Here is a 24,508-nt window from a genome sequence, read left to right as displayed (position 1 = left end):
TCAGCACCGCCAGCCAGGCGAAGTCGCGCTCCGCCTGCGGAATCTTGTCCAGCTCCAGCGCCGCCAGCTTCATCTGCTCGTACTCCAGCAGCCGGCGCACCAGCTCGGCCCGCGGGTCGTCCGGCTCGCCGTCCTCGTCCAGCTGCGGCCGCGGCAGTAACAAGCGCGACTTGATCTCGATCAGCAGCGCCGCCATCAGCAGATACTCGGCCGCCAACTCCAGCCGGCCATGCTTCATCGCGTCGATGTAGGACATGTACTGGGCGGTGATTTCGGCCATCGGGATATTGAGCACATCCAGGTTCTGCTTGCGGATCAGGTAGAGCAGCAGGTCGAGCGGGCCTTCAAAGCTCTCCAGGATCACCTGCAGCGCGTCGGGCGGGATGAACAGGTCCTGCGGCACCTCCAGCACCGGCTGGCCGAAAACGTGCGCGATCGGCACGCTGGGCGGAAGCTCGGGCGAGGTCAGCTGGAAATCCGGCGCGGGGGAGTCGGGGGCATTCAAGGGTACGTCGCTCATGGCGACAAGGATACCAGCAAGCAGACGCGTGTCGGTTGAACTTTTGCCCGCTGCGGCGCACAAACCGGTTTCGACAGTGGGAGTCACGCCAGCGTGTCGCTACATCCATTGCCTGTTTTGCTCGGCCTGCTCTGCCTGCCGCTTTCCGCTTGCGGCCTGGACGGCGACGGCGCTTCACACGCATCCGAACCGCGCCGTCTCTCGGCCAGTTCCGATCATTTCTGGCGCAAGCGCGAGATCGAGGAAGTCAGCCGCCGCATCATAGAAAAAGAGCTGGGCTATCCGGAAACCACCCGGCTGGTCGCCCAGGAAGACGGCAGCGGTTCGGGACAATACCGCTTCCGCCTGTCCGGCACCGCCCGCAGCGGCTGGAAAACCCATCCCGTCACCTTCAGCGTGGCCGGCGACCTATCCAGCGGCCGCGTGCTCAGCATCCATTGCCACTCCGACAAAGCCGGCCGGCAGGCCTGTTATCCGCCCAGGCACCTGGCGGCCTGGTCCTGACCTCAGGCCGGCTCGTCGGCCTGAGGCGCGTCCACCGCGTCCTCCAGCCGGATCTCCATCAATTGGCAACTGCCGGTCTGCTGCAGCAGGCGCTGCGCCCGGACCAGCCATTCTCCGCCGTCGGCCCGCAGCTGAAACGGCCGCAGCGCCTGGTATTGCCGCCCCGGCAGCACCAGCACCCCGCGGAGGCGGAAATGGCGCTCGGCCTGCAGCAGCAGGCCCGACTCCAGCGGCGTGCCAGGGTGGCTGGTCACCGCGCAAGCCGCCACCGCCTGAGGCCGCTTGCCGACAAACTCCACCCCGCACTCCGCCGGCGCGTCGCCGCCGGGCAGGCTGATCCATCTCACCAGGCCCAACTGCCATTCGAAACCTCGCCGCTTCAGCATCACCAGCGCGCCGGCCTGCAGCAGTCCCGGTGGGCAATCGCCGTACAGGCGCATGCCCGACGGGCTGAGATTGCCCAATAGCAGTTCGCCGGTTTCGACATCGTCCGGCAGACGTCCTTCTTCGGCCAGCCGCCAGCAAGCGTCGAAGCCGCCCACCACCGTCACCCGCTGGCCGTTACGCTGATTGCGCCGCAGATGGCGGCGCTGCGGCGGCCGGTTCCACTCTTGCTCCAAGCGTCCCAGCAACTGCCACTGCGTGGCGGAGAATTCGTCGGCGCGCGCGTGGGCGGCCGTCCGCAGGCGGCGGGTCACGTCGGCGGCGTCCACCCGCCAGTAGCCGCCAGCAGTCTCGGCCGCTGCGATGGCGGCGAAGCGGCCCGGGCTGTCCGCCTCCGCCGACACCAGCCAGCCTTCCACCTCAACGCCGCTCTTCGGCGGTCCCTCCAGGCGCAGCGCCTGGCCATGGCCGGCGATCCAGTCCAGAAGCAACGACTGCCGCGCCGGATCCAGCCGGTTGCTGGAAGTGATGCCCAGCAGCAGCATCTGCCGGTAGCCGGCGCCCAGCGACGGTTGGCCGTCGATGGCGACCCGGCCCTCCCAGCCGCGGCGGCGCGCTTCGGCGAACAGCTGATGGCTGTCCTGCCAGAAGCCGGGAAACAACGGCGCGTATCCCAGCGCGTGGCCGCGCTGCAGTTGCCAGGCGCTGCCTAGCGCCAGCCCCAGCGCCTGGCACAGCAAGCCGCCGTCGCTGAAGCGGCCGGCGCGGCGCGCGGCGCAGGCCTGGGCCAACAGCTTGCAGGCTTCGTGCAACTCGCGCCATAAGCCGCGCAAGTCGCGGTCGCTCTCCGTCCCCGCGCCGCGCCACATCAGCGGCAGGCAGGCCTCGAACAGCTCCCTGAGCGCGTGCAGCCTGTCAGCCAGGCTCATCGGCTGTTCATCCAGCCGTCTTAGAGGACGGCGCAGCCTGTCGACATGCGCCTCGACCGGCAAGCCGGGCTGCCATTGCAAGGCTTCTTGCAGCGCCTGCCGATCCAAGGTTTGCGGCTCGCCCGCCGGCAGAGTGCGGGATACGGTGAGTCTCAACATGATGACAATGACAAAGCTTCCGGGATCGGCATCTTAGCCTTCACGCCGCCGGCCCGCGATCACGCGGCGCCGGCAATATTGCCAATCGCTGCCAGGATGTCGGCGCTGCCGCAGACGCGGCAGTACTCGCCATCCAGATTGGCCAGGCTCATCGCGTGCACCTCGTCAGCGCCGCGGCGGCGGCCGCGCCAGTCGGTCTTGTCGAAAGCGAAGCAGCCGTCCTCCGCCAGCCAGGCGGAAAAGCCCAGGTTCCCGGCCATCCGCGCCGTGGCCTCCACCGAGTTGCTGGTGCTGACGCCAACCACCACCAGTTCCAGCCAGCCGTTGCCGCGCAGCAAGAACTCCAGTTCGGTGCCGATGAAAGCGCTATTGGTCTGCTTGCCGATCACCGTCTCGCCGGGCCGCGGCGCGGCCTCCGGCTTGAACGCATGGCCGGGCTGGCCCGGCCGGTAAGTGGAGTCCGGCTCGACAGAGTCATGGCGAATATGGATCAACGGCAAGCCGCGCTCGCGCCAAGCAGCCAGCAGGCCGGCGCACACCCGCTCCGCCTGGGGGTTGTTGCGCGGGCCCCAGCCGGGATGGTCGACCGCCTGCTGCATGTCGATCAGCAATAACAGCGGCGTGGAAGTGGCGAATTGCAGCCGCGCGGGCATGAGTCAGCCTTCATAATGAAAATGGCATGATGCCACGCGCCGGCAATCTGCGCGCTAGCGGTTCAGGACTCCCAGTATTCGCCGGGCAGATAGTCGCTGAAATACCATTGCTGGCCTTCCGGATCACGCGCCAGATAGCCGAGGGCGCCGTAGTCCTCGCCTTTGAGCGCTTGCACGATCTCGGCGCCCTGCGCCCTAGCCCACTCGTAATGCGCGGCCGGGTCTTCCACGTAAACGCACAAGGCCTGAGCCAGGCCAGACAGGCCGCCCGCGCCGATCCACCGCTGCTCCGGCTTGGGGCCGGACACCATGATCACCGCATTGCCCAGGCTCAGTTCCGAGTGATGCACCCGGCCATCCTCGATCACCGCGAAGCGGCGCTGGAAGCCGAACACCCGCTCCAGCCATTCCATCGCCGCCGCCGCGTCGTCGTAACACAGGCAGGGATACACGCCCGGCAACGCTCTCGTTTCGCTCATCGCCGTCTCCTGATTCCATTGCGGGGAATCCCATATTAGGACAATGACAATAAAAAAACCGCCCTGCGAAAGGGCGGTTCATTTTCGGAATCTACGCGGACGGGCTCAGGCCGACAGCTCCAGCATCAGCTTGTTGATGCGCTTGACGAAGGAGGCCGGATCTTCCAGCTTGCCGCCTTCGGCCAACAGCGCCTGATCGTACAGCACCTGGGCCAGATCGGCGGCGCGGGCTTCGTCGGCTTCGCCGGCCAGCTTTTTCACCAGCACGTGTTCGGGATTGATTTCCAGCGTCGGCTTGCTGCCTTCCACCTTCTGGCCGGCGGCCTTCAGCATCCGCTCCAGATGGGCGCTCATATCGTGCTCGCCGGCCACCAGGCAAGCCGGGCTCTCGGTGAGGCGAGCGGTGGCGCGCACTTCCTTCACCTGCTCGCCCAGCGCCTTCAGCACTTTCTCCACCACCGGCTTGGACGCTTCCTCAACCTGCTTCTGCGCTTCCTTGTCGGCTTCGTCCTCCAGCGCGCCCAGATCCAGCGCGCCCTTGGCGACCGATTGCAGCGCCTTGCCGTCGAACTCGAACAGCGAGCCGGTGACCCACTCGTCGACGCGGTCGGTCAAGAGCAGCACTTCCACGCCCTTCTTCTTGAATACTTCCAGATGCGGGCTGTTCTTGGCGGCAGCCAGCGTGTCGGCGGTGATGTAGTAGATCTTGTCCTGGCCTTCCTTCATCCGGCCGATGTAGTCGGCCAGCGATACGGTCGGCTCCGCGCCTTCGGACGCGGTGGAGACGAAGCGCAGCAGCTTGGCGATGCGTTCCTTGTTGGCATGGTCTTCGCCCACGCCCTCTTTCAGCACCTGGCCGAACTCCTTCCAGAACGCGGCGTATTTCTCCGGCTGGTTGGACGACAGGTCTTCCAGCAGGCCCAGCACCTTCTTCACGCAGCCGGCGCGGATGGCGTCGATGTCCTTGGATTCCTGCAGAATCTCGCGCGACACGTTCAGCGGCAGATCGTTGCTGTCGATCACTCCGCGCACGAAACGCAGGTAGTGCGGCATCAGTTTTTCGGTGTCTTCCATGATGAAGACGCGGCGCACGTACAGCTTCACGCCCTGCTTGCGCTCGCGGTCATACAGGTCGAACGGCGCGCGCGACGGGATGTACAACAGCTCGGTGTACTCCTGGCGGCCTTCGACGCGGGCGTGGCTCCAGGCCAGCGGGTCGGTGAAGTCGTGGGCGACGTGCTTGTAGAATTCCTGGTACTGCTCTTCGGTGATGTCGCTCTTGGAGCGGGTCCACAACGCAGACGCGGAGTTGACCGCCTCCAGCTCGTCGCTGACCACCACTTCGCCGTCCTCGCTGTAGCCGCTGCCCTTTTTCATCTCGATCGGGATGGAGATGTGGTCGGAGTACTTGCGGACGATGCCCTTCAGTTTCCAATCGTTCAGCAGCTCGTCCTCGCCCTCTTTCAGGTGCAGGACAATCTCGGTGCCGCGCTCGGCCTTTTCCACGCTCTCCAGCGTGTACTCGCCCTCGCCTTGCGACTCCCAGCGCACCGCTTCGGCCTCGCCTGCGCGGCGGGTGGTCAGCGTCACCTTGTCGGCGACGATGAAGGCTGAGTAGAAGCCGACGCCGAACTGGCCGATCAAGTGAGCGTCTTTCTTCTCGTCGCCGGACAGCTGCTCGAAGAAGGACTTGGTGCCGGACTTGGCGATGGTGCCGATGTGGGACACCACTTCGTCGCGGCTCATGCCGATACCGTTGTCGGCGATGGTGACGGTGCGGGCGTCCTTGTCGAAGGCGATGCGGATCTTCAGCTCGGGATCGTTCTCGAACAGCTCCGGCTTGGCCAGGCCCTCGAAGCGCAGCTTGTCGGCGGCGTCGGACGCATTGGAGATCAACTCACGCAGGAAGATTTCCTTGTTGGAATACAAGGAGTGGATCATCAGCTTCAGCAGCTGTTTGACTTCGGTCTGAAAACCCAGGGTTTCTTTCTGTGCACTCATGGTCGTCAATGTCATTTAGGTTAGCGATAGCCGGCAGATGGCGGCTATCAACCGCATTTCAAGTAGCCCAAATGCAAAAAGCCCTGTCGGGCGACAGGGCTTTCTTCCTCAATGGGAACCGATCAGGATTCGATCTGGCCGTCCTGTTCCGGCGCGGCTTCCGCTACCGCGGGAGCGGCTTCGGCCACTGCCGGAGCGGCGGCCTCGATCGGCGCCGCCTCGGCGTCCGCCACAGGGGCGTTCTTCGGCTGCATCTGCAGCTCGGCGGCGCGCTTCTCTTCGGCGCTTACCTCGCCTTGCGGCTTGCCGCTCAGGTCGAAACGCTTGCCGCCGCGGGCCAACGACTTCAGGTAGCGCGGCTTGCGGCAATGGTTGGCCACCACGCGGGAAATCAGGGCCGGATCGAACTGCGACAACGCCGCGATCAGGCTCTCGTGAATGCCGAGCGCCAACGGCCGGAACTGGCGAAACACGTCAAACTTGCCGTAGATGTGATCCGCGATCATCTCGGTCTGCTTTTTCTTGGACAAGCTTTGGACTGCAGACTTGAGAGCAGCACCGAGTGCCGTTTCAGTATTTGGCTTCATGAACTTCAATCTAGATCCGTTGATGCAAAGACAGCGCATGCTGCCCAATCAAGAGGCGTGGTGCAACCGGCCACTTGTCCAGTTAGACGACAGCGTCGCCAGGATGTGAATTTTAATCCAGCAAGGTGGATGCCGCCATCCGTCCTCAAGGGACGAAACGGCTTTCGCGGCCGGATTGCTGATGGTGCCCCGGGCCGGGGTCGAACCGGCACAGCCGAAGCCGAGGGATTTTAAGTCCCTTGTGTCTACCAATTTCACCACCGGGGCAGCAGCAAAGCGGGCAATTGTAGCCCAGCGCAACGCGGGCTGACAATGCATTTTAAATATCACATCCCAGGCAGCGCAGGCTGATCACCCGCCGCGTGCGAATCAGCCGACTTTCAGCTTATTTCGTCTTGATATGATTGAGCAGCGCGTTTCATCAGCGGCAACGATTTGATTTTAAAGCATTGCCAGCCAATGAGACGCTGCACTTTAACGGCAATGGCCAGAGCTGTCAACGCCGCGGCAGGCAAATATCAATCGACGGCGATGCGCCGCGCATAGAATCATCTCGATTACCAAGTGATGATGCGCGAATGACGACTAAATAGCTGTTTTTCCGGTCAATGTCTTAGGTATATGGGCTTTATCAATAACCCTCCGTTAAAAACATCTGGCAATGCCTATCGAATACTGACGAATTTCACCACACTTCCGCCTTGAATCAATATCAATATATTTACCTGTCTCCTTATTCATTCTCAGCCTGGACTATACAGAATGAGCCCCCAGGCAAACTCCAGGATCGCTGGCGCTTCCCAATCCCAGTTTCAGGCAAAACCTCATCTCAGCCTCACGCAATACTCCCTCGCGGCATCAATTTCCCGCAGAGCCCGCCCCCCCCCCCCCCACACACACTGACATGGTTCCCCTGCCGGCCTGAGCCGGCCGCTTTCTAAACTGGCCTCCAATCACAGCAGCGCGCCGGCCATGCCGGCCCGCATCCATTCGCGGAGAAACCACATGCAAGCATTGGGCAAGGGCGCGCACGGCCAGGAGGTGCGGGAATTGCAAATCCGTCTCAACAGCCAGGGCTCCAGGCTGGAGGTGGATGGATGGTATGGAGCGGCCACGGAACAAGCGGTGGCCCGGCTGCAACGCCGCGCCGGCCTGGTGGTCAACGGCGTGGCCGGCGACGCCACGCAGGCGGCGCTGCGCGGCCAGCGCGATCCGCGCGGACTTCGCGAGGCGGATCTGCTCGATGCCGCCGACCGCCTGCGCTTGCCGCCCCCCAGCCTGAAGGCTTTCTGCGAGGCCGAGGCGGAAGACGCCGGCTTCCTGCCCGACGGCAGCGCGCGCATCCTGCTGGAGCGCCATATCGCCTACCGCCAAGCCTTGAAGGCCGGCCTGGACGCCAACCGCATCGCCAACCGCCATCCCGAGCTGTGCAAGCCTATCCGCGGCGGCTATCAAAGCCCATCCGCGGAATGGGAGCGTTTCCGGCGGCTGGCCGCCGTGGCGGGGGAAACGGTTGCCGTCGAGTCCTGCCTCTGGGGACTGTACCGATTGCCCGGCTTCCTCTGGCAGGAGCTGGGCTATGCCGACGCCCGGTCGTTTCGGGCGGAAATGGAGCGGGACGAGGCCCGCCAGTTGGACGGCCTGGTGCGGCTGCTGAGCGCGCGCCCCGCCTTGCTGCAAACCCTGCGCGAACGCCGCTGGCGCGCGACGGCGCGCATCCGGCAGGGCCCCGCCTGGCTGGACAGCCTGTACGACGCCCGCCTGGCCGCCGCCCATGACCGGGCGCGGAGGCTGGCATGACGCCGTACGCCCCGCTCCGGCTCGCCATCGCCGCGCTCGCCTTGCTGTTTCCGCTGCAGCTGCTCGACCTGCAGTTCGGCCGCAGCGCGGCGCTGCAAACCCAAATCGCGCAACTACAGCTGCGCGAGCAACAGTTGCTGACCATTAATCAGCAACAGGCGCAGCAACTGGCCATTCAGGATCTGGACCTGAAACTGCTGGCGTCGGCTCAACGCGAATTGGCTGGCGAAACCCGGCGCCTGCTGCGATCTCGCCATTGAGTCATTCGTCTGCCGGCGAGCGCAGCAAGCTGGACGGCGGCCGCCCCAGCACCCGCAAAAAGCTGCGGCGCATGCGCTCCGCGTCGCCGAAGCCGCACAGCCGGGCCACCTTCTGAATGGAGCGCTCGCCGCTTTCCAAGGCGGCGCGCGCGGCCTCCACCCTCAGCTGCTCCACCGCCTTGGCCGGCGGCATGCCCACCTCGGACTGGAACAGCCGCGAGAAATGGCGCGGACTCAAGCAGCAAAATCCAGCCAGCGACTCCACGTCCCAAGCCCCATCCAAGCTCCGCCGCACCTGGTCCAGCAAGGCCGCGAAGCGTCCGTCCGGCCGCTGCATCTCCAGCAGCGACGAAAACTGCGATTGCCCGCCCGGACGACGGTAATACACCACCAACCGCTGCGCGCAACGCCGGGCGATCTCCTCGCCCATGTCTTCCGCCACCAAGGCCAGCGCCACATCGATGCCGGCGCTGACCCCGGCGGCGGTCCAGATATTGCCCTGGCGAATGAAGATGCGGTCGGTATCCAGTTCCACCGCGGGATAGCGGCGGGAGAATTCCCCGCTGTGCGCCCAATGGGTGGTCGCGCGCCGGCCATCCAGCAAGCCAGCCTCCGCCAGCAGGAAAGCGCCGGTGCAAACGCTGACCACGCGCCGGGAAGCCGATGCGCAACGCCGCAGGTAGGCCAGCGTCTCCCCGCAGCCCAGCGCGGAAGGCGCGCCCTCGCCGCCGGCCACCAGCACCGTGTCCGGCGCCGGCATCGCGGACAGCGGCCGGCTGTCCAGCGCGATGCCTGAGGAGCTGCGCGCCGCGCCGCCGCCCACGGTCAGCGGCGTCAGCCGGTACGCGCCCGGCCGATAGCGCAGCGCGCATTCGAAAACCGAGATCGGCCCCGCCGCGTCCAATAGCTGGAAACCATCGAACAGCAGGATGGCGATGTCTCGCGTCATGGCATGAAAAGTTGGAATTTAGTCATTTGCGCCAAAGCATAGCCGGCCGATGATTGCGGGGTCAATCACCGCCGGGAGGCATCATGAACCACCCCTATACCATCGTTTTCGCGCTGTATCCGGGCGTCACCCAGCTGGACTTCACCGGCCCGCTGGAATTCCTGAGCAAGCTCCCCCGGGCCCGTTGCCTGCTGGCCTCCAGCCGGGGCGGCGACATCCGCGCCGACGGCGGCGTCGTCTTCTCCGGCATCGCCCGGCTGGCCGACATCGAACGCTGCGACCTGCTGTGCGTCCCGGGCGGCCTCGGCACCATGGAAGCGATGGAGGATGCCGAGCTGCTGGGACAGCTGCGCCGCCTCGCAGCCGGGGCCGACTACGTCAGCTCGGTCTGCACCGGCTCCTTGCTGCTCGGCGCGGCCGGCCTGCTCAAGGGCCGCCGCGCCGCCTGCCACTGGGCCTGGCTGGACAGCCTGGCGGCCTTCGGCGCCCATCCCTGCCCGGACCGGGTGGTGGTGGACGGAAAGCTGTTCAGCGGCGGCGGCGTCACCGCCGGCATCGACATGGCGCTGACGCTGATGGCGGAAATCGCCGGCCCCGAGTTCGCGCAGACGGTGCAGCTGACGCTGGAATACGCGCCGGCGCCGCCGTTCGCCTCCGGCCGGCCGGAACTGGCCAGCCCGGAGGTGCTGGCCGCGGCGCGGCGGCGGATCGACCAGCTCCGCGATCGGCGCGAAGAAGCGGTGCTACGCGCCGCCTCCAGCCTGTGAAAGGGGAAAAACTGTCCAAGAGGCTGACCGACGCCGCCTCGCCAGCGGCTACACCTAGAGCATGAAGCCCCATCCCGGCGCGGACTCCCGGCATCCCGGCGCGATCCGCGCTCCTCCACGCGAGGTGAACGATGAGCCTGTATGCCGAACTGGTCAGACACGCGGCGGACCAATACCGCTCCCAGCTGGACGCGCTCTACGCGCGGCAGCACATCATCCAGCAGGCTGACCGGATCGCCGGCCTGCTGAGCAAGGCAGGCCTTCCCGCCCGGGCGCAGGCCGACGAGCAATTCATGCCCTATGTCGAGCTGTCGCTGGCCGAAGAGCTGCTAAGCATGCGGCAAGCCGTGCTGAGCTACGTCTGCAATGTGCTGGAATGCCATCTGGAGGGCGGCTCGGGCGCCGGCGGACGGGACTGTTACCGGATATTGCCGGCCGCGGATTCGCCGGAACAGATCCGGCTGATGCTGGTGGTAACCGGCGGCTGATCCGGCATCCAAGCGCGCGGCGGGAATCTCGCCCGCCGCGCCCTGCCGCGCGTCAAAGCGTCTGGAAGTAAAGGCGGTAGTCGCCCTGCCCGAACAGCATGGCCATGCTGGTCAGGTTGCTGTTGGCCGGGATGTCCACCAGGTTCAGCACCGGGATCGAATCGAAGCCGTACTCGTATTGATTCGTTTGCCGGTTGTAGGCGAATTGATAGAAGGTATCGACGCTGCCGACCTTGAACGCGTACAAGCGGTAGGCGCTGCCGTCGAACAGCATGGACCAGCGATGCCAGTCGGTATCGTTCGGGGCCTTCGCCACGTTGAGCGTGGGAATCGAGTTGTAGCCGTATTCATAGCGGCTGGTTTCCCGATTGAAGCCGAACTGGTACAGCACCGTCGGCGCGCCCAGCCGGCGCAGGTACAGCCGGTAGGTTTTGGTGCCGCTGTCGTACAGCATCGCCAGGCTGCTGGCGTCGGCATCGGCCGGCGCGTCGGTGATCTGCAGCTCCTTGATCGAGTTGTAGCCGAACTCGTACGCTCCGCTCGCCGGGTTGAACGCCGCCTGGTAAAGCGTGTTGGCGCTGCTGCCCTTGAAAAAATACATCCGGTAATACTCGCCATCGTTCAGCATCGCCCAGCGCAGCCAATTGGTATCGGCGGGCATGTTGACGACGGGAATGTTGGGAATGGATCCGCCATAGGCGAATTTGTAAGTGCTGGTACCGGGAACGTAAGCGAACTGGTTGACCGAGGCCATGGCGTTTTCCTCCTGAGCTTGCACTGCCGCGAACCCGCCGCTGCGGCGGGTACCGGAACTCCCCCTCGGCGCGATAAACCCATTCGGCGCAGGATGCCGGACAACAGGCCGGACATGCTTCGGCATGCCGGCCTGGCGAATCTAAACTACAACTGTCTTTGTATGAAAAATTATAATCGCATAAAATTCGGCCAACCCTGATCAAAAGAACAGTCAAAATGGCGGCCAACAAGCGCCCCCCAGTTCATGGCCTGCCGGCATGCGCCAGCGACGGGTCCAGCGCCGACAAGATCCGATAGGCCGCCCGGACGCGTTCGGCATTGGGGTAGTTGCGGTTGGCCAGCATCACGATGCCTATCTTGCGCGACGGCACGAACAGCACATACCCGCCGAAACCATTGGTGGAACCGGTCTTGTTCAGCAGTACATCCGCGCCGGCCGGGCGCGGCGGATTCAGCCACGCCACCTGCTGCGGCTGGAATGCGATCTCGTTGGAATTGCCCGCCAGCAAACGCTCAAGGCTGAGCGGGTAGCGATAGCCCTCCCAACCCAGGCCCTGATGCAGATCGCCGACCCGGTAATAAGCGGCGTGGCTGGCATCCAGGGCTCGCCTCAGCGCCGGCTCCGTCTGGCCGGACATGTTGATCGCCAGGTATTTCAGCATGTCGGCCGCGCTGGATTTAATGCCGTAAGCCTCGGCGTCAAGCGCGCCCGGGCCCACCCGCACCGGCTTGCCGGCCTTGGAATAGCCCCAGGCGTAGCGCGACTGCTCCGCCGCCGGAACGTGGATGAAGGTATGGCTCAAACCCAGCTTGGGCAATAACCCCTTCTCCATCGCCTCGTCGAAAGGCTGGCCCAGGCTGCGGGCGGCAAGATGCCCGAACAGGCCGATGCTGGGATTGGAATACAAACGCCTCGCGCCCGGAGCGTAGTCCGGTTTCCAGCCGCGGTAGTAAGCCAGCATCGATAACGGATCAACCACCGCGTCCGGAAACTGCAGCGGCAGGCCGCCGGCGCTGTAGGTGGCAAGCTGCAGCAGCGAAATGCGATCAAAGGCGCTGCCCTTGAGTTCGGGCTGATAGCGGCTGGCCTTGTCGCCCAGCGACAGCTTGCCCTGGGCCAGCGCGTAGCCGCCCAGGATGCCGGTGAAGGTCTTGCTGATCGAACCCAGCTCGAACAGGGTGTCCTGAGTCACGGCCTGGCCGCTCTCCCTGGAGGCGACGCCATAGTTGAAGTAGCGGGCTTCGCCGTTTGCCAGCACCGCCACCGCCATACCGGGAATGTCGTTGGCCTTCATCAACGGCCGAATCGTCGCTTCCACCGCCTTGCCAAGGTCGGCGCCGCCGCCATCATTGGCGGCCAAAGCCGCGGTCGGAACAAGGGAAAGGCAGACGAACAAGCCTGCCAGGGTTTGAAACTTCAGGGATCGCATCATCGCGGAACTCCGGTGCGGGGACATGGCGGCCGACGCGGCCTCTCCGCGCGGCGCTTGGTCCCGATGGGGAAAGCCCCGCCAAGTTACAAACCGCGGCGGCGAGCGTAAACCGCGAGAAACGTAACATCCGTAACCGTTAATGAACTGTAAACAAAATACCACGCTGGCGGCCCCGCCTCATGGATGGCCCGCTTCCTCATCCTCGGGCCCCCGTCCGGCATACTTGCTCAGCAGCGCGTCGAGAATCGCCGACGACTCCGCATCCGGCTCCCCGTCATAGCGGGCGGGCCGGAAGTGCATCTGGAATGCCGTGATGACAGCCCGCGTTTCGGCATCCCATGCCCCGCTTTCCGGCGCATCGTACCCATAGGCCGTCAAACGCTCCTGCCAATCCGATGCGTCCGTCGGCAACCGGCGGGACAGAAAACGACGCACATCGTCATCGTCGGGCCAGGCGCCGACGCCAAACTCCCGATACAGCCGCTCCCAGGGAAACCTCGGCCCCGGATCCACCTTGCGGCCCGGCGAAATGTCGGCATGCCCGACGACGTTGCGCGGCGGGATGCGGTGGCGGGCGACGATGTCGGCGGCCAGCCTGCCCACCAGGGCGATCTGAGCGTCGTCGAACGCCACCCAGTCCCGCGACATGGGCGGCCAGTCGTCCTGCTGCGGCGACGGGTAGCCGCGGTTGACGATTTCCACGCCTATCGAGCTGCCATTCACATAGCGCTCGCCGCGCCAAAAACTCTCGCCGGCATGCCAGGCGCGACTCTCCTCCGGCACCAGCCTCAGAACCGCGGGCTTCGCGGCCAGACTTGCTGCATCAGGCACCAGGTAGTGGGCGCTAGCCCGGTACTGCGCGTCCGTCAGCAGCTTGAGCGAAGCCGCAAAGTCCTCCGCCGTATAGTGGAGCACCAGGGTGCGGACGCGGGAGTCCTGGTTGGCCGACGCATGCGATTCATCGATCCAGAGCGCCATCGTTTCGCCCTGCGCCCTTGCGGCCGGAGCCGCCAGCAGCGCGCCGCCTGCGGCGATCATCCCGGTCCGGCACAAAAACTGTCTGCGATTCGCCATTATTTCCCTTCCGCCATCCGGCGCGTGATGCGATATATCCAGTCCGGTCAGACCGCCCGCGCCGAGCGGAAATCCCGATCAAGCCGCGCGGCTCATCGCTTTGCCTGCGGATTCATGATGGGGAATGGAAAAGCCATCGCGCCGAACGATTTCAAGTGTATGGGATGAAAAAGAAAAACCCCGTAAATCCTTGGATTTACGGGGTTATATCTGGAGGCGGGGGTCGGAATCGAACCGGCGTAGACGGATTTGCAATCCGCTGCATAACCACTTTGCTACCCCGCCGCTAACCGGCGAATTGACCAGACGATATCTGATCAATCTGAATTTTGGAGCGGGAAACGAGGCTCGAACTCGCGACCTCAACCTTGGCAAGGTTGCGCTCTACCAACTGAGCTATTCCCGCAATGCAAATTGTTTCAAGTCTGATGCTGGAGCGGGAAACGAGGCTCGAACTCGCGACCTCAACCTTGGCAAGGTTGCGCTCTACCAACTGAGCTATTCCCGCATTGCAGACTGTTTCAAACTATTTTTGGAGCGGGAAACGAGGCTCGAACTCGCGACCTCAACCTTGGCAAGGTTGCGCTCTACCAACTGAGCTATTCCCGCATCACAAATTTTTTCAAGCTACTGGAGCGGGAAACGAGGCTCGAACTCGCGACCTCAACCTTGGCAAGGTTGCGCTCTACCAACTGAGCTATTCCCGCATCACAAATTGTTTCAGGCTACTGGAGCGGGAAACGAGGCTCGAACTCGCGACCTCAACCTTGGCAAGGTTGCGCTCTACCAACTGAGCTATTCCCGCGCTGCGTAACTTGCTACAACGCTTTGCTTGATCTCGCTGCTGCTTCGTCAGCGGCGGCGAGAGACTGCGAATTATAGAGATTTGCTTGAGGCTGTCAACACTCAAACGTCTATTTTTTTACCCGCAAACTCTTTGGCTGCCATCTGCAGGTAATAAACCATTGACCACAAAGTCAATATGACGGCGACGTACATGGAAAAATTTCCCAAGCCGCGGGCATCCAGCCCCGGCAACAGCTTGCCGTCGTACAGCAGCAGCGTGATCGCCAGCATTTGGGCGGCGGTTTTGAGCTTGCCGATATAGGCAACGGCCACGCTGCTGCGGCTGCCCATGCCGGCCATCCACTCGCGCAGCGCCGAAATGGTAATCTCGCGGCCGATGATGATCATCGCCATCCAGCCCTCGGCGCGGCCCATCTGCACCAGCAGGATCAGCGCTGCGGCGACGATCAGCTTGTCCGCCACCGGATCGAGGAAAGCGCCGAAGGCCGAGGTCTGTCCCAGCTTGCGCGCCAGATAGCCGTCCAGCCAGTCGGTGGCGGCCGCCAATGCGAAAATGCCGGCCCCCACGATATTGCGGCTGTGCAGCAGCAAAATGGAGTCCGGCAGGAAAAACACCGCCACGCAGATCGGGATCAGGGCGACCCTGAGCCAAGTCAGTAATATCGGCAAATTGAAGGGCATTGGTCTTGGTCTTGTCGCTCTCAGGCTCGTCAACAACGCCGGCAGGCGCCCCGAGCCTGGATCAGGGACGCCCGCCGTTTTCAATCGTCAATGCAGCGCATTGTAAATCTTTTCCGCCAGCGTCTGGCTGATGCCATCCACTTGCGCCAGATCTTCCATGCTGGCCGCCGCCACGCCGCGCAATCCGCCGAAGCGGGTCAGCAGCAGCTGGCGCCGCTTGGCGCCGATGCCCGGAATCTCCTCCAGCGTCGACGCGGTGCGCGCCTTGGCCCGGCGCGCGCGGTGGCCGGTGATCGCGAAGCGGTGCGCCTCGTCACGCACGGTCTGGATAAGATGCAGCGCCGGATGATCCTGGCGCAATTGTAGCGTCTTTTCCAGGTAAGGCAGGATCAGCGTTTCCAGGCCGGGTTTGCGCTCCTCTCCCTTGGCGATGCCGACGATGGGCAAATTCAGCCCCAATTCGCCCATCACCTCAAGCGCCACGCCCACCTGGCCCTTGCCGCCATCGATGAACACCGCGTCCGGCAATCGGCCCTCACCTTCCGCCAGCTTGCCGTAACGACGTGACAGAACTTCGCGCATCGCGGCGTAATCGTCGCCAGGCGAAGCGGTGGTGATGTTGAAGCGGCGGTACTCGGTGGGCTGCATCGCGCCCTTGTCGTACACCACGCAGGACGCCACCGTCGCCTCGCCCATGGTGTGGCTGATGTCGAAGCATTCGAAGCGGCCCGCGTCCTCCAGTTCCAGCACCTCGTTCAACTGCGCCAGGCGCTGCGTCTGGGTGGCCTTGCTGCCCAGCTTCTGCTGGATGGCCAGATCGGCGTTCTTCTCCGCCATCTCCAGCCATACCCGGCGCTCGCCTATCGGGTTGCCGACGATGTAGACCTTGCGGCCGGCGCGACTCTGCAGAAAGGACTGCAAGGCTTCGTCCAACTCGCCATTGACCACCAGCGCTGCCGGCACCGCCGCGTGCTGGTAATGCTGGGCGACGAAGGCCTGCAGGATTTCCTCGGCGGTGTCGGCCTCGCCGCCGACTGGAAAGTGGCTCTTGTCCCCCAGGTGGCGGCCGCCGCGTATCATCACCAGATTGACGCAGGGCATGCCGTCGCCCACCCGCGCCGCCACCACGTCGCAGTCCTGCTGGCTCTGGTTGCTGGCGACAAACTGCTTTTCCTGCACCCGCGCCAGCGCCTGGATCTGGTCGCGCAGCTCCGCCGCCTGCTCGAACTCCATCGCTTCGGCGGCGGCGGCCATCCGTTCAGTCAGCGCGCCTATCAGTTCGCTCTGCTTGCCGTTGAGAAAGGCGACCGCGCTGGCCACGTCGGCCGCGTACTCGTCTTTGGAAATATGATCGACGCAGGGCGCGGAGCAGCGCTTGATCTGGTACAGCAGACAGGGGCGGGAACGGTTGGAAAACACCGCGTCCTCGCAAGTGCGCAGCCGGAACACCTTCTGCAGGATCTGTATGCTCTCGCGCACCGCGTAACCGTTGGGATAGGGGCCGAAGTACTGGTTAGGCTTCTTTGGTTCGCCGCGGTAATAGGCCATCTGCGGGAACGCGTGGCCGCTGAACATTAGATAAGGATAGGACTTGTCGTCGCGGAACAGGATGTTGTACCGCGGCGCCAGCGCCTTGATCAGGTTGTTTTCCAGAATCAACGCCTCGGCCTCGGTGCGGGTGACCGTGGTCTCGATGCTGGCGATCTGCCTGACCATCAACTGAATGCGCGGGCTGAGGTCGTTCTTCTGGAAATAGGAGCTGACGCGGCGCTTCAGGTCTATCGCCTTGCCAACGTACAGCACCTTGCCGCCCTCGCCCAGCATCCGGTAGACGCCGGGCAGCGCGGGCAGGTTCTGCAATACGTTTTGGTAATCGAATGCGGGCTTGGACACTATTTGGCGCACCAGGTCTGGACGTCTTTCTGGGCTTGGCGGATCAGCTCGTTGCGCTGCGCGTCGGTGGCCAGCGCGGTGGAGCCCGGCATGCGGATGCGGCCGTTCAGCTGCAGCGTGGACAGATTGGTCTGCGCCGACTTGCAGTTTTGTTCCTTGATCTTGGCGTTGGCCGCGGTGATGGCGGCGTTGTCGGACGCTACCGCCTTGTTGTCGGTTTTCTTTTCCGCCTTTTTCTCTGCCTGGGGCGCCGAGGCTGGCGGCGCCGGCTGCGCGCGCACGTTCATCCGCCGCGCGTTGACGCTAGGCGGCGGCTGATCGGAATACACCTTGTTGCCATTGGCGTCGGTCCAGGTGTAGACCTCGGCCGCGGCCAGGGCCGGCATCAGCGACGCCGCCAAAATCGTCCATACTAGAAAAGACTTCATCGTCACCATCCCGCCGCTGTCATCGCTTTATATCCGGATTGTAAAGCCTGCCTCCTGGCCGCGCAAAACGCCGCATTACGCTGTTTTTGCAGAACAGTTGACGATCCGGTATAATGCGGCTTTGCCGCCTAAGGAAATGCGATGCGCATCATCGAGAAAGCCTACACCTTCGACGACGTCCTCCTCGTCCCGGCCCATTCTGAAGTTCTGCCGCGCGACGTAGCGCTGAGCACCAAACTTACTCGCAACATCACCCTGAACCTGCCGCTGGTTTCCGCCGCCATGGATACGGTGACCGAAGCCCGCCTCGCCATCGCCATGGCTCAGGAAGGCGGCATCGGCATCGTGCACAAGAACATGGGCGCCGAGAAGCAGGCCGCCGAGGTTTCCAAGGTCAAGCGCCACGAAAGCGGCGTGGTGAAAGACCCGATCACCATCGCGCCGGACATGTTGGTGCGCGATCTGGTGCTGCTGACCCGCCAGTACAAGATTTCCGGCCTGCCGGTGATCGAAGACGGCAAGGTGGTCGGCATCGTCACCAACCGCGACCTGCGTTTCGAAACCCGCCTCGACCAGACCGTCGGCTCCATCATGACCCCGCGCGAGCGCCTGATCACCGTCAAGGAAGGCGCCAGCATCGACGAAGCCCGCGAATTGATGCACAAGCACCGCCTGGAACGCGTGCTGGTGATCAACGACGCCTGGGAGCTGAAGGGCCTGATCACGGTCAAGGACATCATCAAGACCAGCGAACACCCCAACGCCAACAAGGATAGCCAGGGCCGTCTGCGCGTAGGTGCGGCCGTCGGCACCGGCGCCGATACCGAAGAGCGCGTCAAGGCGCTGGTGGCGGCCGGCGTGGACGTGATCGTGGTAGACACCGCCCACGGCCACAGCCAGGGCGTGCTGGACCGCGTGCGCTGGGTCAAGCAGAACTTCCCGCATGTGGACGTGATCGGCGGCAACATCGCCACCGCCCAGGCTGCGCTGGATCTGGTCAAGGCCGGCGCCGACGGCGTCAAGGTCGGCATCGGCCCCGGCTCCATCTGCACCACCCGCATCGTCGCCGGCGTCGGCGTGCCGCAACTGACCGCCATCCACAACGTGTCCGAAGCGCTGAAGGGCACCGGCGTGCCGATGATCGCCGACGGCGGCATCCGCTTCTCCGGCGACATCGCCAAGGCGCTGGCCGCAGGCGGCAACGCGGTGATGCTGGGCGGCATGTTCGCCGGCACCGAAGAAGCCCCGGGCGAAGTGGAACTGTTCCAGGGCCGTTCGTACAAGTCCTATCGCGGCATGGGTTCGCTCGGCGCGATGAGCCAGGGCTCGGCCGACCGCTACTTCCAGGACAGTTCCAACGCCGCCGACAAGTTCGTGCCGGAAGGCATCGAAGGCCGCGTGCCGTACAAGGGCCCGATCTCCCAGGTGATCCACCAGTTGGTGGGCGGCCTGCGTTCGTCGATGGGCTACCTAGGCTGCCCGACCATCGCCGACCTGCACCAGAAGGCGCAGTTCGTCGAAATCACCTCGGCCGGCATCCGCGAATCCCACGTCCACGACGTGCAGATCACCAAGGAAGCGCCGAACTACCACGTGGACCGCTAAGACGGTTCGCCTGATCGGACAAAAGCCCGCGTTTTGCAACGCGGGCTTTTTTTGCGACGGCAGCTCAGGCCAGCGACAGCAGCAGCAGCGTTTTCAGCTCGGACGGCGGCGTGTCGTAGGGCGCGTTCAGATACTCCTCCACGCAGGGCGTGGCCCCGGGCACCTCGCCGCTGGCCGGCAGCCAATGGCGGTACAGCCAGTCCCAGCTCTCCTCCAGCTCCGCATAGGGCCCGGTATGCAGCAGGGCCGCGTAGCGCCCGGCTGGAATATTGCCCCACTCGCAACCGTCCACCTGCCGGTCCCACAGTCTTTCCGGCATGGTGGCGCAGGCGATGGAGCGGCAGTCGGCCGCCGGCGTCTGCGCCTGGTCGTCCAGATACATGCCGAAGCTTCTCCCCGGCGGCTCGCCGTCCTGCTGCGGCCCCTGGACGGCGCGCAGCGCGTCGAAGGCCTGGCCGATCTCCATATACGGTCCGCGATGATGGCGCATCAGCACCCTGACGGCATCCTTTTCCACAATCTCTACCTGACGCATGGTCCTCTCCCTTTGATTGAGAAACATGAGACGACGCTGGCGGTAGCGGCCCGGCGTCTCACCGTAGCGGCTGGCAAAGGCGCGGATGAAGGCGGCGCTGCTGGCGAAGCCGGCCCGCGCCGCGATTCTGGCCAGCGGCTTGTCCGCCCTCCCCAGCTCGCCGGCGGCCCGATGCAGCAGCATGCGCTGCCGGCTCTCCATCACGGTTTCGCCCATCAGGTTGCGGTACAGCCGATGGAAGTGAAAGCGCGAGAAGCAGGCCTCCTCCGCCAGCCGGTCCAGCAGCAGCGGCTCGTCCAGATGGCGCCACAGATAATCCAGCGCGCGCAGCAGGCGCACTGTGTACAAGGTGCCTGGGCCGAATTGCCGGTATGCGTGTCTCATGCGGATAGCCTAGGCGGTTTCGATTGATCGATCTTGCGGTTCATGCATCAGCAGCCATTGCATGCGCTGGCACAAGTCCACCACGTAGTCCCACACCACCCGGTAGCGTAGCGTGCGGCGGATGTTGCTGCGCGCGCTGATCCAGTAGGAGCGGACGATGCGCAGCTCGGGCAGGATCTGCGCCAGCCGAGGATCATCGTAAATCGTGTAATAAGGCAGCACCGCGATGCCGCCATCGGCCAGCGCCGCCTCCTTCTGCGCCACCACGCTGGTGCTGCGCAAGGGCATGCTGGGATGGCGGCACAGGCCATGGTGGTACATCAGCTCGCGGGTAAACAATAGGTCGTCGACATAGGCGAGGATGGCATGGCCGTTCAGATCCTCGCGCTCGCGTATCGGCGCATGTCCCGCCAGATAGGCCGGCGTGGCGTACAGGCCCAGGCAGTAATCGGTCAGCTTGCGCGTCACCACCATATTGGCCTGCGGCCGCTCCAGCGCGATGGCGATGTCCACCTCGCGGCTGGTGATGCTGACGAAGCGCGGCACCGCCACCAGATCGATCTCCAATCCCGGATACTGCGCCATCAGCGCCGGCATGTGGCGGGCCAGAAACAGCGCGCCCAGCCCCTCCGGCGCCCCCAGCCTCACCACGCCGCTCACCTCGGCATGGCCCCTGCTGCCGCTGTCCAGCATCTGCGAGGCGGTGTTCTCCAGCGATTCGGCCAGCGGCAGCAACTGGCGGCCGGCGGCGGTCAGCATGTAGCCGTCGGCCTGCTGGATGAACAGCGGCTGGCCCAGCACCCGCTCCAACGCGGCGATGTGGCGCGCCACCGTGGCATGGGTGGTGCCCATCTGCCGCGCCGCGCTCAGCAGCTTGCCGCTGCGCTGCAAGGCCAGAAAAAAGCGGACATCGTTCCAGTCGAACATGGTCCTCCCCGCGATGGGTGTTGTGCGTTTGCACACGAAAACGGCGGCCAATCTGCCGCCGCCTGTTAAAAAATTAACATACGTTGTTTCCCGCTGGCTATTCCCAGCGGCCTCCGCTTCGGTTTAGATGCCAGCTACGACAACGACATGACCGGAGCATCCCGCCATGCTCAGCGGCGAATTCGACTACATCATCGTCGGCGCAGGCAGCGCCGGCTGCCTGCTGGCCAACCGCCTGTCCGCCGATCCGGACAAACGCGTGCTGCTGCTGGAGGCCGGCGGCAACGACGACTACCCGTGGATCCACATCCCTGTGGGCTATCTCTACTGCATCGGCAACCCGCGCACCGACTGGTGCTACCAGACCGCGGCGGAAAGAGGGCTGGGCGGCCGCTCGCTGGGCTACCCGCGCGGCAAGGTGCTGGGCGGCTCCTCGTCGATTAACGGCATGATCTACATGCGCGGCCAGGCCGCCGACTACGACCACTGGGAGGCGCTGGGCAACCGCGGCTGGGGCTGGCGCGACGCGCTGCCGCATTTCATCGCCATGGAAGACCACTACGATCCCGCACGTCCGCTGCACGGCCATGGCGGCGAATGGCGGGTGGAAAAACAGCGGCTGTCATGGGAGATATTGGACGCCTTCCGCACCGCGGCCGCCGAGCAGGGCATCGCCCCCGTTGACGATTTCAATACCGGCGACAACGCCGGCTGCGGCTACTTCGAGGTCAATCAGAAAGGCGGCTGGCGCTGGAGCAGCGCGCGCGCTTTCCTGCGGCCGATCCGCGATCGCGCCAATCTCACGGTGCTGACCGGCGCGGAGGCCGACCGGCTGATCCTGGAAAACGGCCGCGCCGCCGCTATCGCATTTATGCAACAGGGAATGCCGCTGCAGGCCCGCTGCCGCGGCGAGATCATCCTCGCCGCCGGCGCCATCGGCTCCCCCTTGGTGCTGCAGCGCAGCGGCATCGGCCCGGCGCCCTTGCTGGCGAGCCATGGCATTGCGCCGCTGCGCATTCTGCCCGGCGTCGGCGCCAATCTGCAGGACCACCTGCAACTGCGGCTGGTGTTCAAGATCCGCGGCGCGTCCACGCTGAACCGCCGCGCGGCAAGCTGGAGCGGCAAGCTGGCGATGGCCTGGGAATACCTGTGGAAGCGCAGCGGGCCGCTGTCGATGGCGCCCAGCCAGCTCGGCGCCTTCGCCCGCAGCGGCCCCGGCGCCGCCACGCCTGACCTGGAATACCATGTGCAGCCGCTGTCGCTGGAACGCTTCGGCGAGCCCCTGCACCGGTTCCCCGCCTTCACCGCCTCGGTCTGCCAGCTGCGGCCCGAGAGCCGCGGCCATGTCGCCATCGGCGGCGCGCGCACGGACGCGCCGCCGCTGATCCAGCCCAACTATCTCAGCCATCCGCAAGACCAGCGCGTCGCCGCCGCGGCGATCCGCCTGACGCGCCGCATCGCCGCGTCGCCGGCGCTGTCCCGTTACCTGCCCGAGGAATACCGGCCCGGCCTGCAGTACCGGAGCGAGGAACAGCTGATCGACGCCGCCGGCCGGATCGGCACCACCATCTTCCACCCGGTGGGCACCTGCAAGATGGGGCGCGACGAGCTGGCGGTGGTGGACGACAGGCTGCGGGTGCGCGGCATCGCCGGCTTGCGCGTGGCGGACGCGTCCATCATGCCCGCCATCACCTCCGGCAACACCAACAGCCCCACCCTGATGATCGCCGCCAAGGCGGCGCAGATGATAGAGCAGGACAACAAGCAAGCGGCGCCGATACGGACGCCGTCCCCACCCGCAAAGGAGACCTGGACATGAGCAACAGCATCGCATCGGCTGCTTCCGCCGCCGGCATCAGCCGCGCCGAGCGCAAGGTGATACTCGCCTCGTCGCTCGGCACAGTGTTCGAATGGTACGACTTCTTCCTGTACGGCGCGCTGGCCGCCATCATCGGCAAGCAATTTTTCTCCGGCGTCAACGAGACCACCGCCTTCATCTTCGCGCTGATGACCTTCGCCGCCGGCTTCGTGGTGCGGCCGTTCGGCGCGCTGGTGTTCGGCCGGCTGGGTGACATGGTGGGCCGCAAGTACACTTTCCTCGCCACCATCGTCATCATGGGCCTGTCCACCTTCCTGGTCGGCATGCTGCCCGGCTACGCCACGCTGGGCATCGCCGCGCCGCTGATCCTGGTGTCGCTGCGCATGCTGCAGGGTCTGGCCATCGGCGGCGAATACGGCGGCGCGGCCATCTACGTGGCCGAACACGCTCCGGACCACAAACGCGGCGGCTACACCAGCTGGATCCAGGTCACCGCCGGCGCCGGCCTGCTGCTGTCGCTGCTGGTGATCCTGGCCTGCCGCAAGCTCACCGGCGAAGCCTTCAACGAGTGGGGCTGGCGCCTGCCCTTCCTGTTGTCCATCTTCCTGCTGGCGATCTCCACCTGGATCCGGCTGTCGATGCAGGAATCGCCGGCCTTCCTGAAAATGAAGGCCGAGGGCAAGCATTCCAAAGCGCCGATCAGCGAGGCCTTCGGCAACTGGGCCAACCTGAAAGTGGTGCTGATCTCGCTGCTCGGCTTCAACGGCGGCCAGGCGGTGACCTTCTACTGCGCGCAGTTCTACTCGCTGTTCTTCCTGACCCAGATCCTGAAAGTCGACCCGCAAACCGCCAACCTGATGCTGATCGCGTCGCTGATCCTGACCACGCCGCTATTCCTGTATTTCGGCCACCTGTCCGACCGCATCGGCCGCAAGCCGGTGCTGATCGCCGGCCTGGCGCTGGGCCTGGCGCTGACCTTCCCCGCCTTCAGCTGGCTGACCGACTACGCTAACCCGGACGTCGCCTCCGCCCAGTCCCGCTCCCCGGTGACGGTGGTAGCCGACCCGGCCAGTTGCCACTTCCAGTTCGACCCCATCGGCAAAGCCAAGCTGAACACCCCGTGCGACCAGGCCAAGGCGCTGCTGGCCAAGAGCGGCGTGCCCTACCAGCAAAAAGCCGCGCCGGCCGGCGTAACCGAAGTCCATATCGGGGCAACCGTTCAACAGGGCTTCGATAAGAAAGCGCTGCAGGACGCGCTGAAAACCGCCGGTTATCCGGACAAGGCCGACCCGGCCAAGATCAACCACGCGATGGTGATCCTGGTGCTGGTGCTGCTGTCGGTGATCTCCGCGCTGACCTACGGCCCGCTGGCCGCGATGATGGTAGAGCTGTTCCCCACTCGCATCCGCTACACCTCGATGTCGCTGCCCTATCACCTGGGCAACGGCTGGATCGGCGGACTGATGCCGACCGTCGCCTTTTCGCTGGTGGTCTACACCGGCGACATTCTGTACGGCCTGTGGTACCCGATCGTGGTCTACGCCGTCAGTCTCGTTGTAAGCCTGCTGTTCCTGAAGGAAACCTTCCGCAACGACATCCACGGCCACTGAACCTTAAGAACATCCCATCGCCACCGCACCTTGCCCCCGCGGCCGCCCCCTCCTCCGAGGGGGCTTTTGCTTCCTC

23 protein-coding genes and 7 tRNA genes are annotated in these 24,508 nt (G+C 64.8%); 8 read left to right on the top strand and 22 right to left on the bottom strand.

Annotated features, from left to right (window positions below; all coding sequences use genetic code 11):
- Window positions 1–520: segregation and condensation protein A (locus LQR33_RS08200; protein WP_231468303.1), on the bottom strand; the 520-nt coding region annotated here is incomplete at its 3' end.
- A gap of 93 nt (window positions 521–613) precedes the next feature.
- Between LQR33_RS08200 and LQR33_RS08195 the strand changes: the two genes are divergently transcribed.
- A complete protein-coding gene (locus LQR33_RS08195; protein ID WP_152526917.1) occupies window positions 614–1,024 on the top strand; it encodes a hypothetical protein in 411 nt (136 codons plus the stop codon).
- A 2-nt stretch (window positions 1,025–1,026) separates the two neighbouring features.
- Here LQR33_RS08195 and LQR33_RS08190 read toward each other — a convergent pair whose 3' ends face one another.
- The 6 genes from LQR33_RS08190 to LQR33_RS08165 all read right to left on the bottom strand — a co-directional run bounded on the left by LQR33_RS08190 (window position 1,027) and on the right by LQR33_RS08165 (window position 6,483).
- Window positions 1,027–2,496: a hypothetical protein gene (locus LQR33_RS08190; RefSeq protein ID WP_231468301.1), complete on the bottom strand. Its 1,470-nt coding sequence runs from the start codon at window positions 2,494–2,496 to the stop codon at window positions 1,027–1,029.
- 59 nt (window positions 2,497–2,555) lie between these two features.
- The gene (locus LQR33_RS08185; protein WP_231468299.1) at window positions 2,556–3,149 is read right to left on the bottom strand and encodes a cysteine hydrolase family protein; all 594 of its coding nucleotides are present in this window, start codon (window positions 3,147–3,149) and stop codon (window positions 2,556–2,558) included.
- Between the two features lie 62 nt (window positions 3,150–3,211).
- The gene (locus tag LQR33_RS08180; protein ID WP_231468297.1) at window positions 3,212–3,628 is read right to left on the bottom strand and encodes a VOC family protein; all 417 of its coding nucleotides are present in this window, start codon (window positions 3,626–3,628) and stop codon (window positions 3,212–3,214) included.
- A 105-nt stretch (window positions 3,629–3,733) separates the two neighbouring features.
- Complete coding sequence (gene htpG / locus LQR33_RS08175) at window positions 3,734–5,629, bottom strand: molecular chaperone HtpG (RefSeq protein ID WP_166438917.1); 1,896 nt, start codon at window positions 5,627–5,629, stop codon at window positions 3,734–3,736.
- A gap of 122 nt (window positions 5,630–5,751) precedes the next feature.
- Window positions 5,752–6,216 (bottom strand): ProQ/FINO family protein, encoded by a 465-nt coding sequence (locus tag LQR33_RS08170; protein WP_221668884.1) that lies wholly within the window; start codon window positions 6,214–6,216, stop codon window positions 5,752–5,754.
- Window positions 6,217–6,398: 182 nt separating this feature from the next.
- Window positions 6,399–6,483 (bottom strand) — tRNA-Leu (locus LQR33_RS08165).
- A gap of 738 nt (window positions 6,484–7,221) precedes the next feature.
- On the opposite strand from LQR33_RS08165, the gene LQR33_RS08160 reads away from it, so the two are divergent.
- Entirely contained in the window at window positions 7,222–8,016 is a 795-nt protein-coding gene (locus LQR33_RS08160; RefSeq protein WP_231468295.1) for an N-acetylmuramidase domain-containing protein, read from the top strand.
- Window positions 8,013–8,276: a hypothetical protein gene (locus tag LQR33_RS08155; protein WP_221665988.1), complete on the top strand. Its 264-nt coding sequence runs from the start codon at window positions 8,013–8,015 to the stop codon at window positions 8,274–8,276. Before LQR33_RS08160 ends, LQR33_RS08155 begins: the two co-directional genes overlap by 4 nt.
- A gap of 1 nt (window position 8,277) precedes the next feature.
- Here the strand turns inward: LQR33_RS08155 and LQR33_RS08150 are convergent, their stop codons facing one another.
- Entirely contained in the window at window positions 8,278–9,225 is a 948-nt protein-coding gene (locus LQR33_RS08150; RefSeq protein WP_231468293.1) for a GlxA family transcriptional regulator, read from the bottom strand.
- An 83-nt stretch (window positions 9,226–9,308) separates the two neighbouring features.
- Here LQR33_RS08150 and LQR33_RS08145 point away from each other — a divergent pair, with 83 nt between their 5' ends.
- Together LQR33_RS08145 and LQR33_RS08140 are read left to right on the top strand one after the other, a co-directional pair.
- Window positions 9,309–9,992 (top strand): DJ-1/PfpI family protein, encoded by a 684-nt coding sequence (locus tag LQR33_RS08145; protein ID WP_221665990.1) that lies wholly within the window; start codon window positions 9,309–9,311, stop codon window positions 9,990–9,992.
- Window positions 9,993–10,123: 131 nt separating this feature from the next.
- On the top strand, window positions 10,124–10,480 hold the full coding sequence (locus LQR33_RS08140) for a hypothetical protein (protein ID WP_231178712.1): 357 nt from the start codon (window positions 10,124–10,126) through the stop codon (window positions 10,478–10,480).
- Between the two features lie 52 nt (window positions 10,481–10,532).
- Here LQR33_RS08140 and LQR33_RS08135 read toward each other — a convergent pair whose 3' ends face one another.
- From LQR33_RS08135 to LQR33_RS08080, 12 genes are all read right to left on the bottom strand, one after another.
- Window positions 10,533–11,234, bottom strand: coding sequence for a hypothetical protein (locus tag LQR33_RS08135; protein WP_231468291.1), 702 nt, complete (start codon window positions 11,232–11,234; stop codon window positions 10,533–10,535).
- Window positions 11,235–11,478: 244 nt separating this feature from the next.
- A complete protein-coding gene (gene ampC / locus LQR33_RS08130) occupies window positions 11,479–12,666 on the bottom strand; it encodes a class C beta-lactamase (RefSeq protein ID WP_378076632.1) in 1,188 nt (395 codons plus the stop codon).
- Window positions 12,667–12,846: 180 nt separating this feature from the next.
- The gene (locus LQR33_RS08125; protein WP_231468287.1) at window positions 12,847–13,743 is read right to left on the bottom strand and encodes an N-acetylmuramoyl-L-alanine amidase; all 897 of its coding nucleotides are present in this window, start codon (window positions 13,741–13,743) and stop codon (window positions 12,847–12,849) included.
- A gap of 211 nt (window positions 13,744–13,954) precedes the next feature.
- Window positions 13,955–14,028 (bottom strand) — tRNA-Cys (locus tag LQR33_RS08120).
- Window positions 14,029–14,073: 45 nt separating this feature from the next.
- Window positions 14,074–14,149: transfer RNA gene (locus LQR33_RS08115), tRNA-Gly, on the bottom strand.
- Window positions 14,150–14,175: 26 nt separating this feature from the next.
- A tRNA-Gly gene (locus tag LQR33_RS08110) sits at window positions 14,176–14,251 on the bottom strand.
- A 25-nt stretch (window positions 14,252–14,276) separates the two neighbouring features.
- Window positions 14,277–14,352: transfer RNA gene (locus LQR33_RS08105), tRNA-Gly, on the bottom strand.
- A 22-nt stretch (window positions 14,353–14,374) separates the two neighbouring features.
- Window positions 14,375–14,450: transfer RNA gene (locus tag LQR33_RS08100), tRNA-Gly, on the bottom strand.
- 22 nt (window positions 14,451–14,472) lie between these two features.
- A tRNA-Gly gene (locus tag LQR33_RS08095) sits at window positions 14,473–14,548 on the bottom strand.
- A 101-nt stretch (window positions 14,549–14,649) separates the two neighbouring features.
- Entirely contained in the window at window positions 14,650–15,231 is a 582-nt protein-coding gene (pgsA, locus tag LQR33_RS08090) for a CDP-diacylglycerol--glycerol-3-phosphate 3-phosphatidyltransferase (protein WP_166438925.1), read from the bottom strand.
- Window positions 15,232–15,318: 87 nt separating this feature from the next.
- Window positions 15,319–17,124: an excinuclease ABC subunit UvrC gene (uvrC, locus tag LQR33_RS08085; RefSeq protein WP_231468285.1), complete on the bottom strand. Its 1,806-nt coding sequence runs from the start codon at window positions 17,122–17,124 to the stop codon at window positions 15,319–15,321.
- Window positions 17,124–17,552 carry a DUF4124 domain-containing protein gene (locus LQR33_RS08080; RefSeq protein ID WP_231178718.1) on the bottom strand — a complete coding sequence of 143 codons (429 nt, stop codon included), beginning with the start codon at window positions 17,550–17,552 and terminating at the stop codon, window positions 17,124–17,126. Before LQR33_RS08080 ends, uvrC begins: the two co-directional genes overlap by 1 nt.
- Window positions 17,553–17,693: 141 nt before the next feature.
- Between LQR33_RS08080 and guaB the strand changes: the two genes are divergently transcribed.
- Window positions 17,694–19,157, top strand: a complete 1,464-nt coding sequence (guaB, locus tag LQR33_RS08075; RefSeq protein ID WP_021477007.1) for an IMP dehydrogenase — start codon at window positions 17,694–17,696, stop codon at window positions 19,155–19,157.
- 64 nt (window positions 19,158–19,221) lie between these two features.
- On the opposite strand, the gene LQR33_RS08070 is transcribed toward guaB, so the two are convergent.
- The gene (locus LQR33_RS08070) at window positions 19,222–20,076 is read right to left on the bottom strand and encodes an AraC family transcriptional regulator (RefSeq protein ID WP_166438927.1); all 855 of its coding nucleotides are present in this window, start codon (window positions 20,074–20,076) and stop codon (window positions 19,222–19,224) included.
- Between the two features lie 9 nt (window positions 20,077–20,085).
- Complete coding sequence (locus LQR33_RS08065; protein ID WP_104946384.1) at window positions 20,086–21,003, bottom strand: LysR family transcriptional regulator; 918 nt, start codon at window positions 21,001–21,003, stop codon at window positions 20,086–20,088.
- Window positions 21,004–21,169: 166 nt separating this feature from the next.
- Here LQR33_RS08065 and LQR33_RS08060 point away from each other — a divergent pair, with 166 nt between their 5' ends.
- Window positions 21,170–22,822, top strand: coding sequence for a GMC family oxidoreductase (locus tag LQR33_RS08060; protein WP_231468283.1), 1,653 nt, complete (start codon window positions 21,170–21,172; stop codon window positions 22,820–22,822).
- On the top strand, window positions 22,819–24,432 hold the full coding sequence (locus LQR33_RS08055) for an MFS transporter (protein WP_231468282.1): 1,614 nt from the start codon (window positions 22,819–22,821) through the stop codon (window positions 24,430–24,432). Before LQR33_RS08060 ends, LQR33_RS08055 begins: the two co-directional genes overlap by 4 nt.
- Window positions 24,433–24,508: the final 76 nt, after the last annotated feature.

This window comes from Chromobacterium piscinae, from assembly GCF_021129175.1.
Classification (GTDB): domain Bacteria; phylum Pseudomonadota; class Gammaproteobacteria; order Burkholderiales; family Chromobacteriaceae; genus Chromobacterium; species Chromobacterium piscinae.
Note: the sequence above shows the minus strand (reverse complement) of the source record. Positions and strands in the feature narration are given on the sequence as shown.

Bases quoted from the DNA above. Each gene is read 5' to 3' on its own strand.
- LQR33_RS08190 (WP_231468301.1), bottom strand. From the start codon at position 2,496: ATGTTGAGACTCACCGTATCCCGCACTCTGCCGGCGGGCGAGCCGCAA.
- LQR33_RS08185 (WP_231468299.1), bottom strand. From the start codon at position 3,149: ATGCCCGCGCGGCTGCAATTCGCCACTTCCACGCCGCTGTTATTGCTG.
- LQR33_RS08180 (WP_231468297.1), bottom strand. From the start codon at position 3,628: ATGAGCGAAACGAGAGCGTTGCCGGGCGTGTATCCCTGCCTGTGTTAC.
- htpG (WP_166438917.1), bottom strand. From the start codon at position 5,629: ATGAGTGCACAGAAAGAAACCCTGGGTTTTCAGACCGAAGTCAAACAG.
- LQR33_RS08170 (WP_221668884.1), bottom strand. From the start codon at position 6,216: ATGAAGCCAAATACTGAAACGGCACTCGGTGCTGCTCTCAAGTCTGCA.
- LQR33_RS08160 (WP_231468295.1), top strand. From the start codon at position 7,222: ATGCAAGCATTGGGCAAGGGCGCGCACGGCCAGGAGGTGCGGGAATTG.
- LQR33_RS08155 (WP_221665988.1), top strand. From the start codon at position 8,013: ATGACGCCGTACGCCCCGCTCCGGCTCGCCATCGCCGCGCTCGCCTTG.
- LQR33_RS08150 (WP_231468293.1), bottom strand. From the start codon at position 9,225: ATGACGCGAGACATCGCCATCCTGCTGTTCGATGGTTTCCAGCTATTG.
- LQR33_RS08145 (WP_221665990.1), top strand. From the start codon at position 9,309: ATGAACCACCCCTATACCATCGTTTTCGCGCTGTATCCGGGCGTCACC.
- LQR33_RS08140 (WP_231178712.1), top strand. From the start codon at position 10,124: ATGAGCCTGTATGCCGAACTGGTCAGACACGCGGCGGACCAATACCGC.
- LQR33_RS08135 (WP_231468291.1), bottom strand. From the start codon at position 11,234: ATGGCCTCGGTCAACCAGTTCGCTTACGTTCCCGGTACCAGCACTTAC.
- ampC (WP_378076632.1), bottom strand. From the start codon at position 12,666: ATGCGATCCCTGAAGTTTCAAACCCTGGCAGGCTTGTTCGTCTGCCTT.
- LQR33_RS08125 (WP_231468287.1), bottom strand. From the start codon at position 13,743: ATGGCGAATCGCAGACAGTTTTTGTGCCGGACCGGGATGATCGCCGCA.
- pgsA (WP_166438925.1), bottom strand. From the start codon at position 15,231: ATGCCCTTCAATTTGCCGATATTACTGACTTGGCTCAGGGTCGCCCTG.
- LQR33_RS08080 (WP_231178718.1), bottom strand. From the start codon at position 17,552: ATGAAGTCTTTTCTAGTATGGACGATTTTGGCGGCGTCGCTGATGCCG.
- guaB (WP_021477007.1), top strand. From the start codon at position 17,694: ATGCGCATCATCGAGAAAGCCTACACCTTCGACGACGTCCTCCTCGTC.
- LQR33_RS08070 (WP_166438927.1), bottom strand. From the start codon at position 20,076: ATGAGACACGCATACCGGCAATTCGGCCCAGGCACCTTGTACACAGTG.
- LQR33_RS08065 (WP_104946384.1), bottom strand. From the start codon at position 21,003: ATGTTCGACTGGAACGATGTCCGCTTTTTTCTGGCCTTGCAGCGCAGC.
- LQR33_RS08060 (WP_231468283.1), top strand. From the start codon at position 21,170: ATGCTCAGCGGCGAATTCGACTACATCATCGTCGGCGCAGGCAGCGCC.
- LQR33_RS08055 (WP_231468282.1), top strand. From the start codon at position 22,819: ATGAGCAACAGCATCGCATCGGCTGCTTCCGCCGCCGGCATCAGCCGC.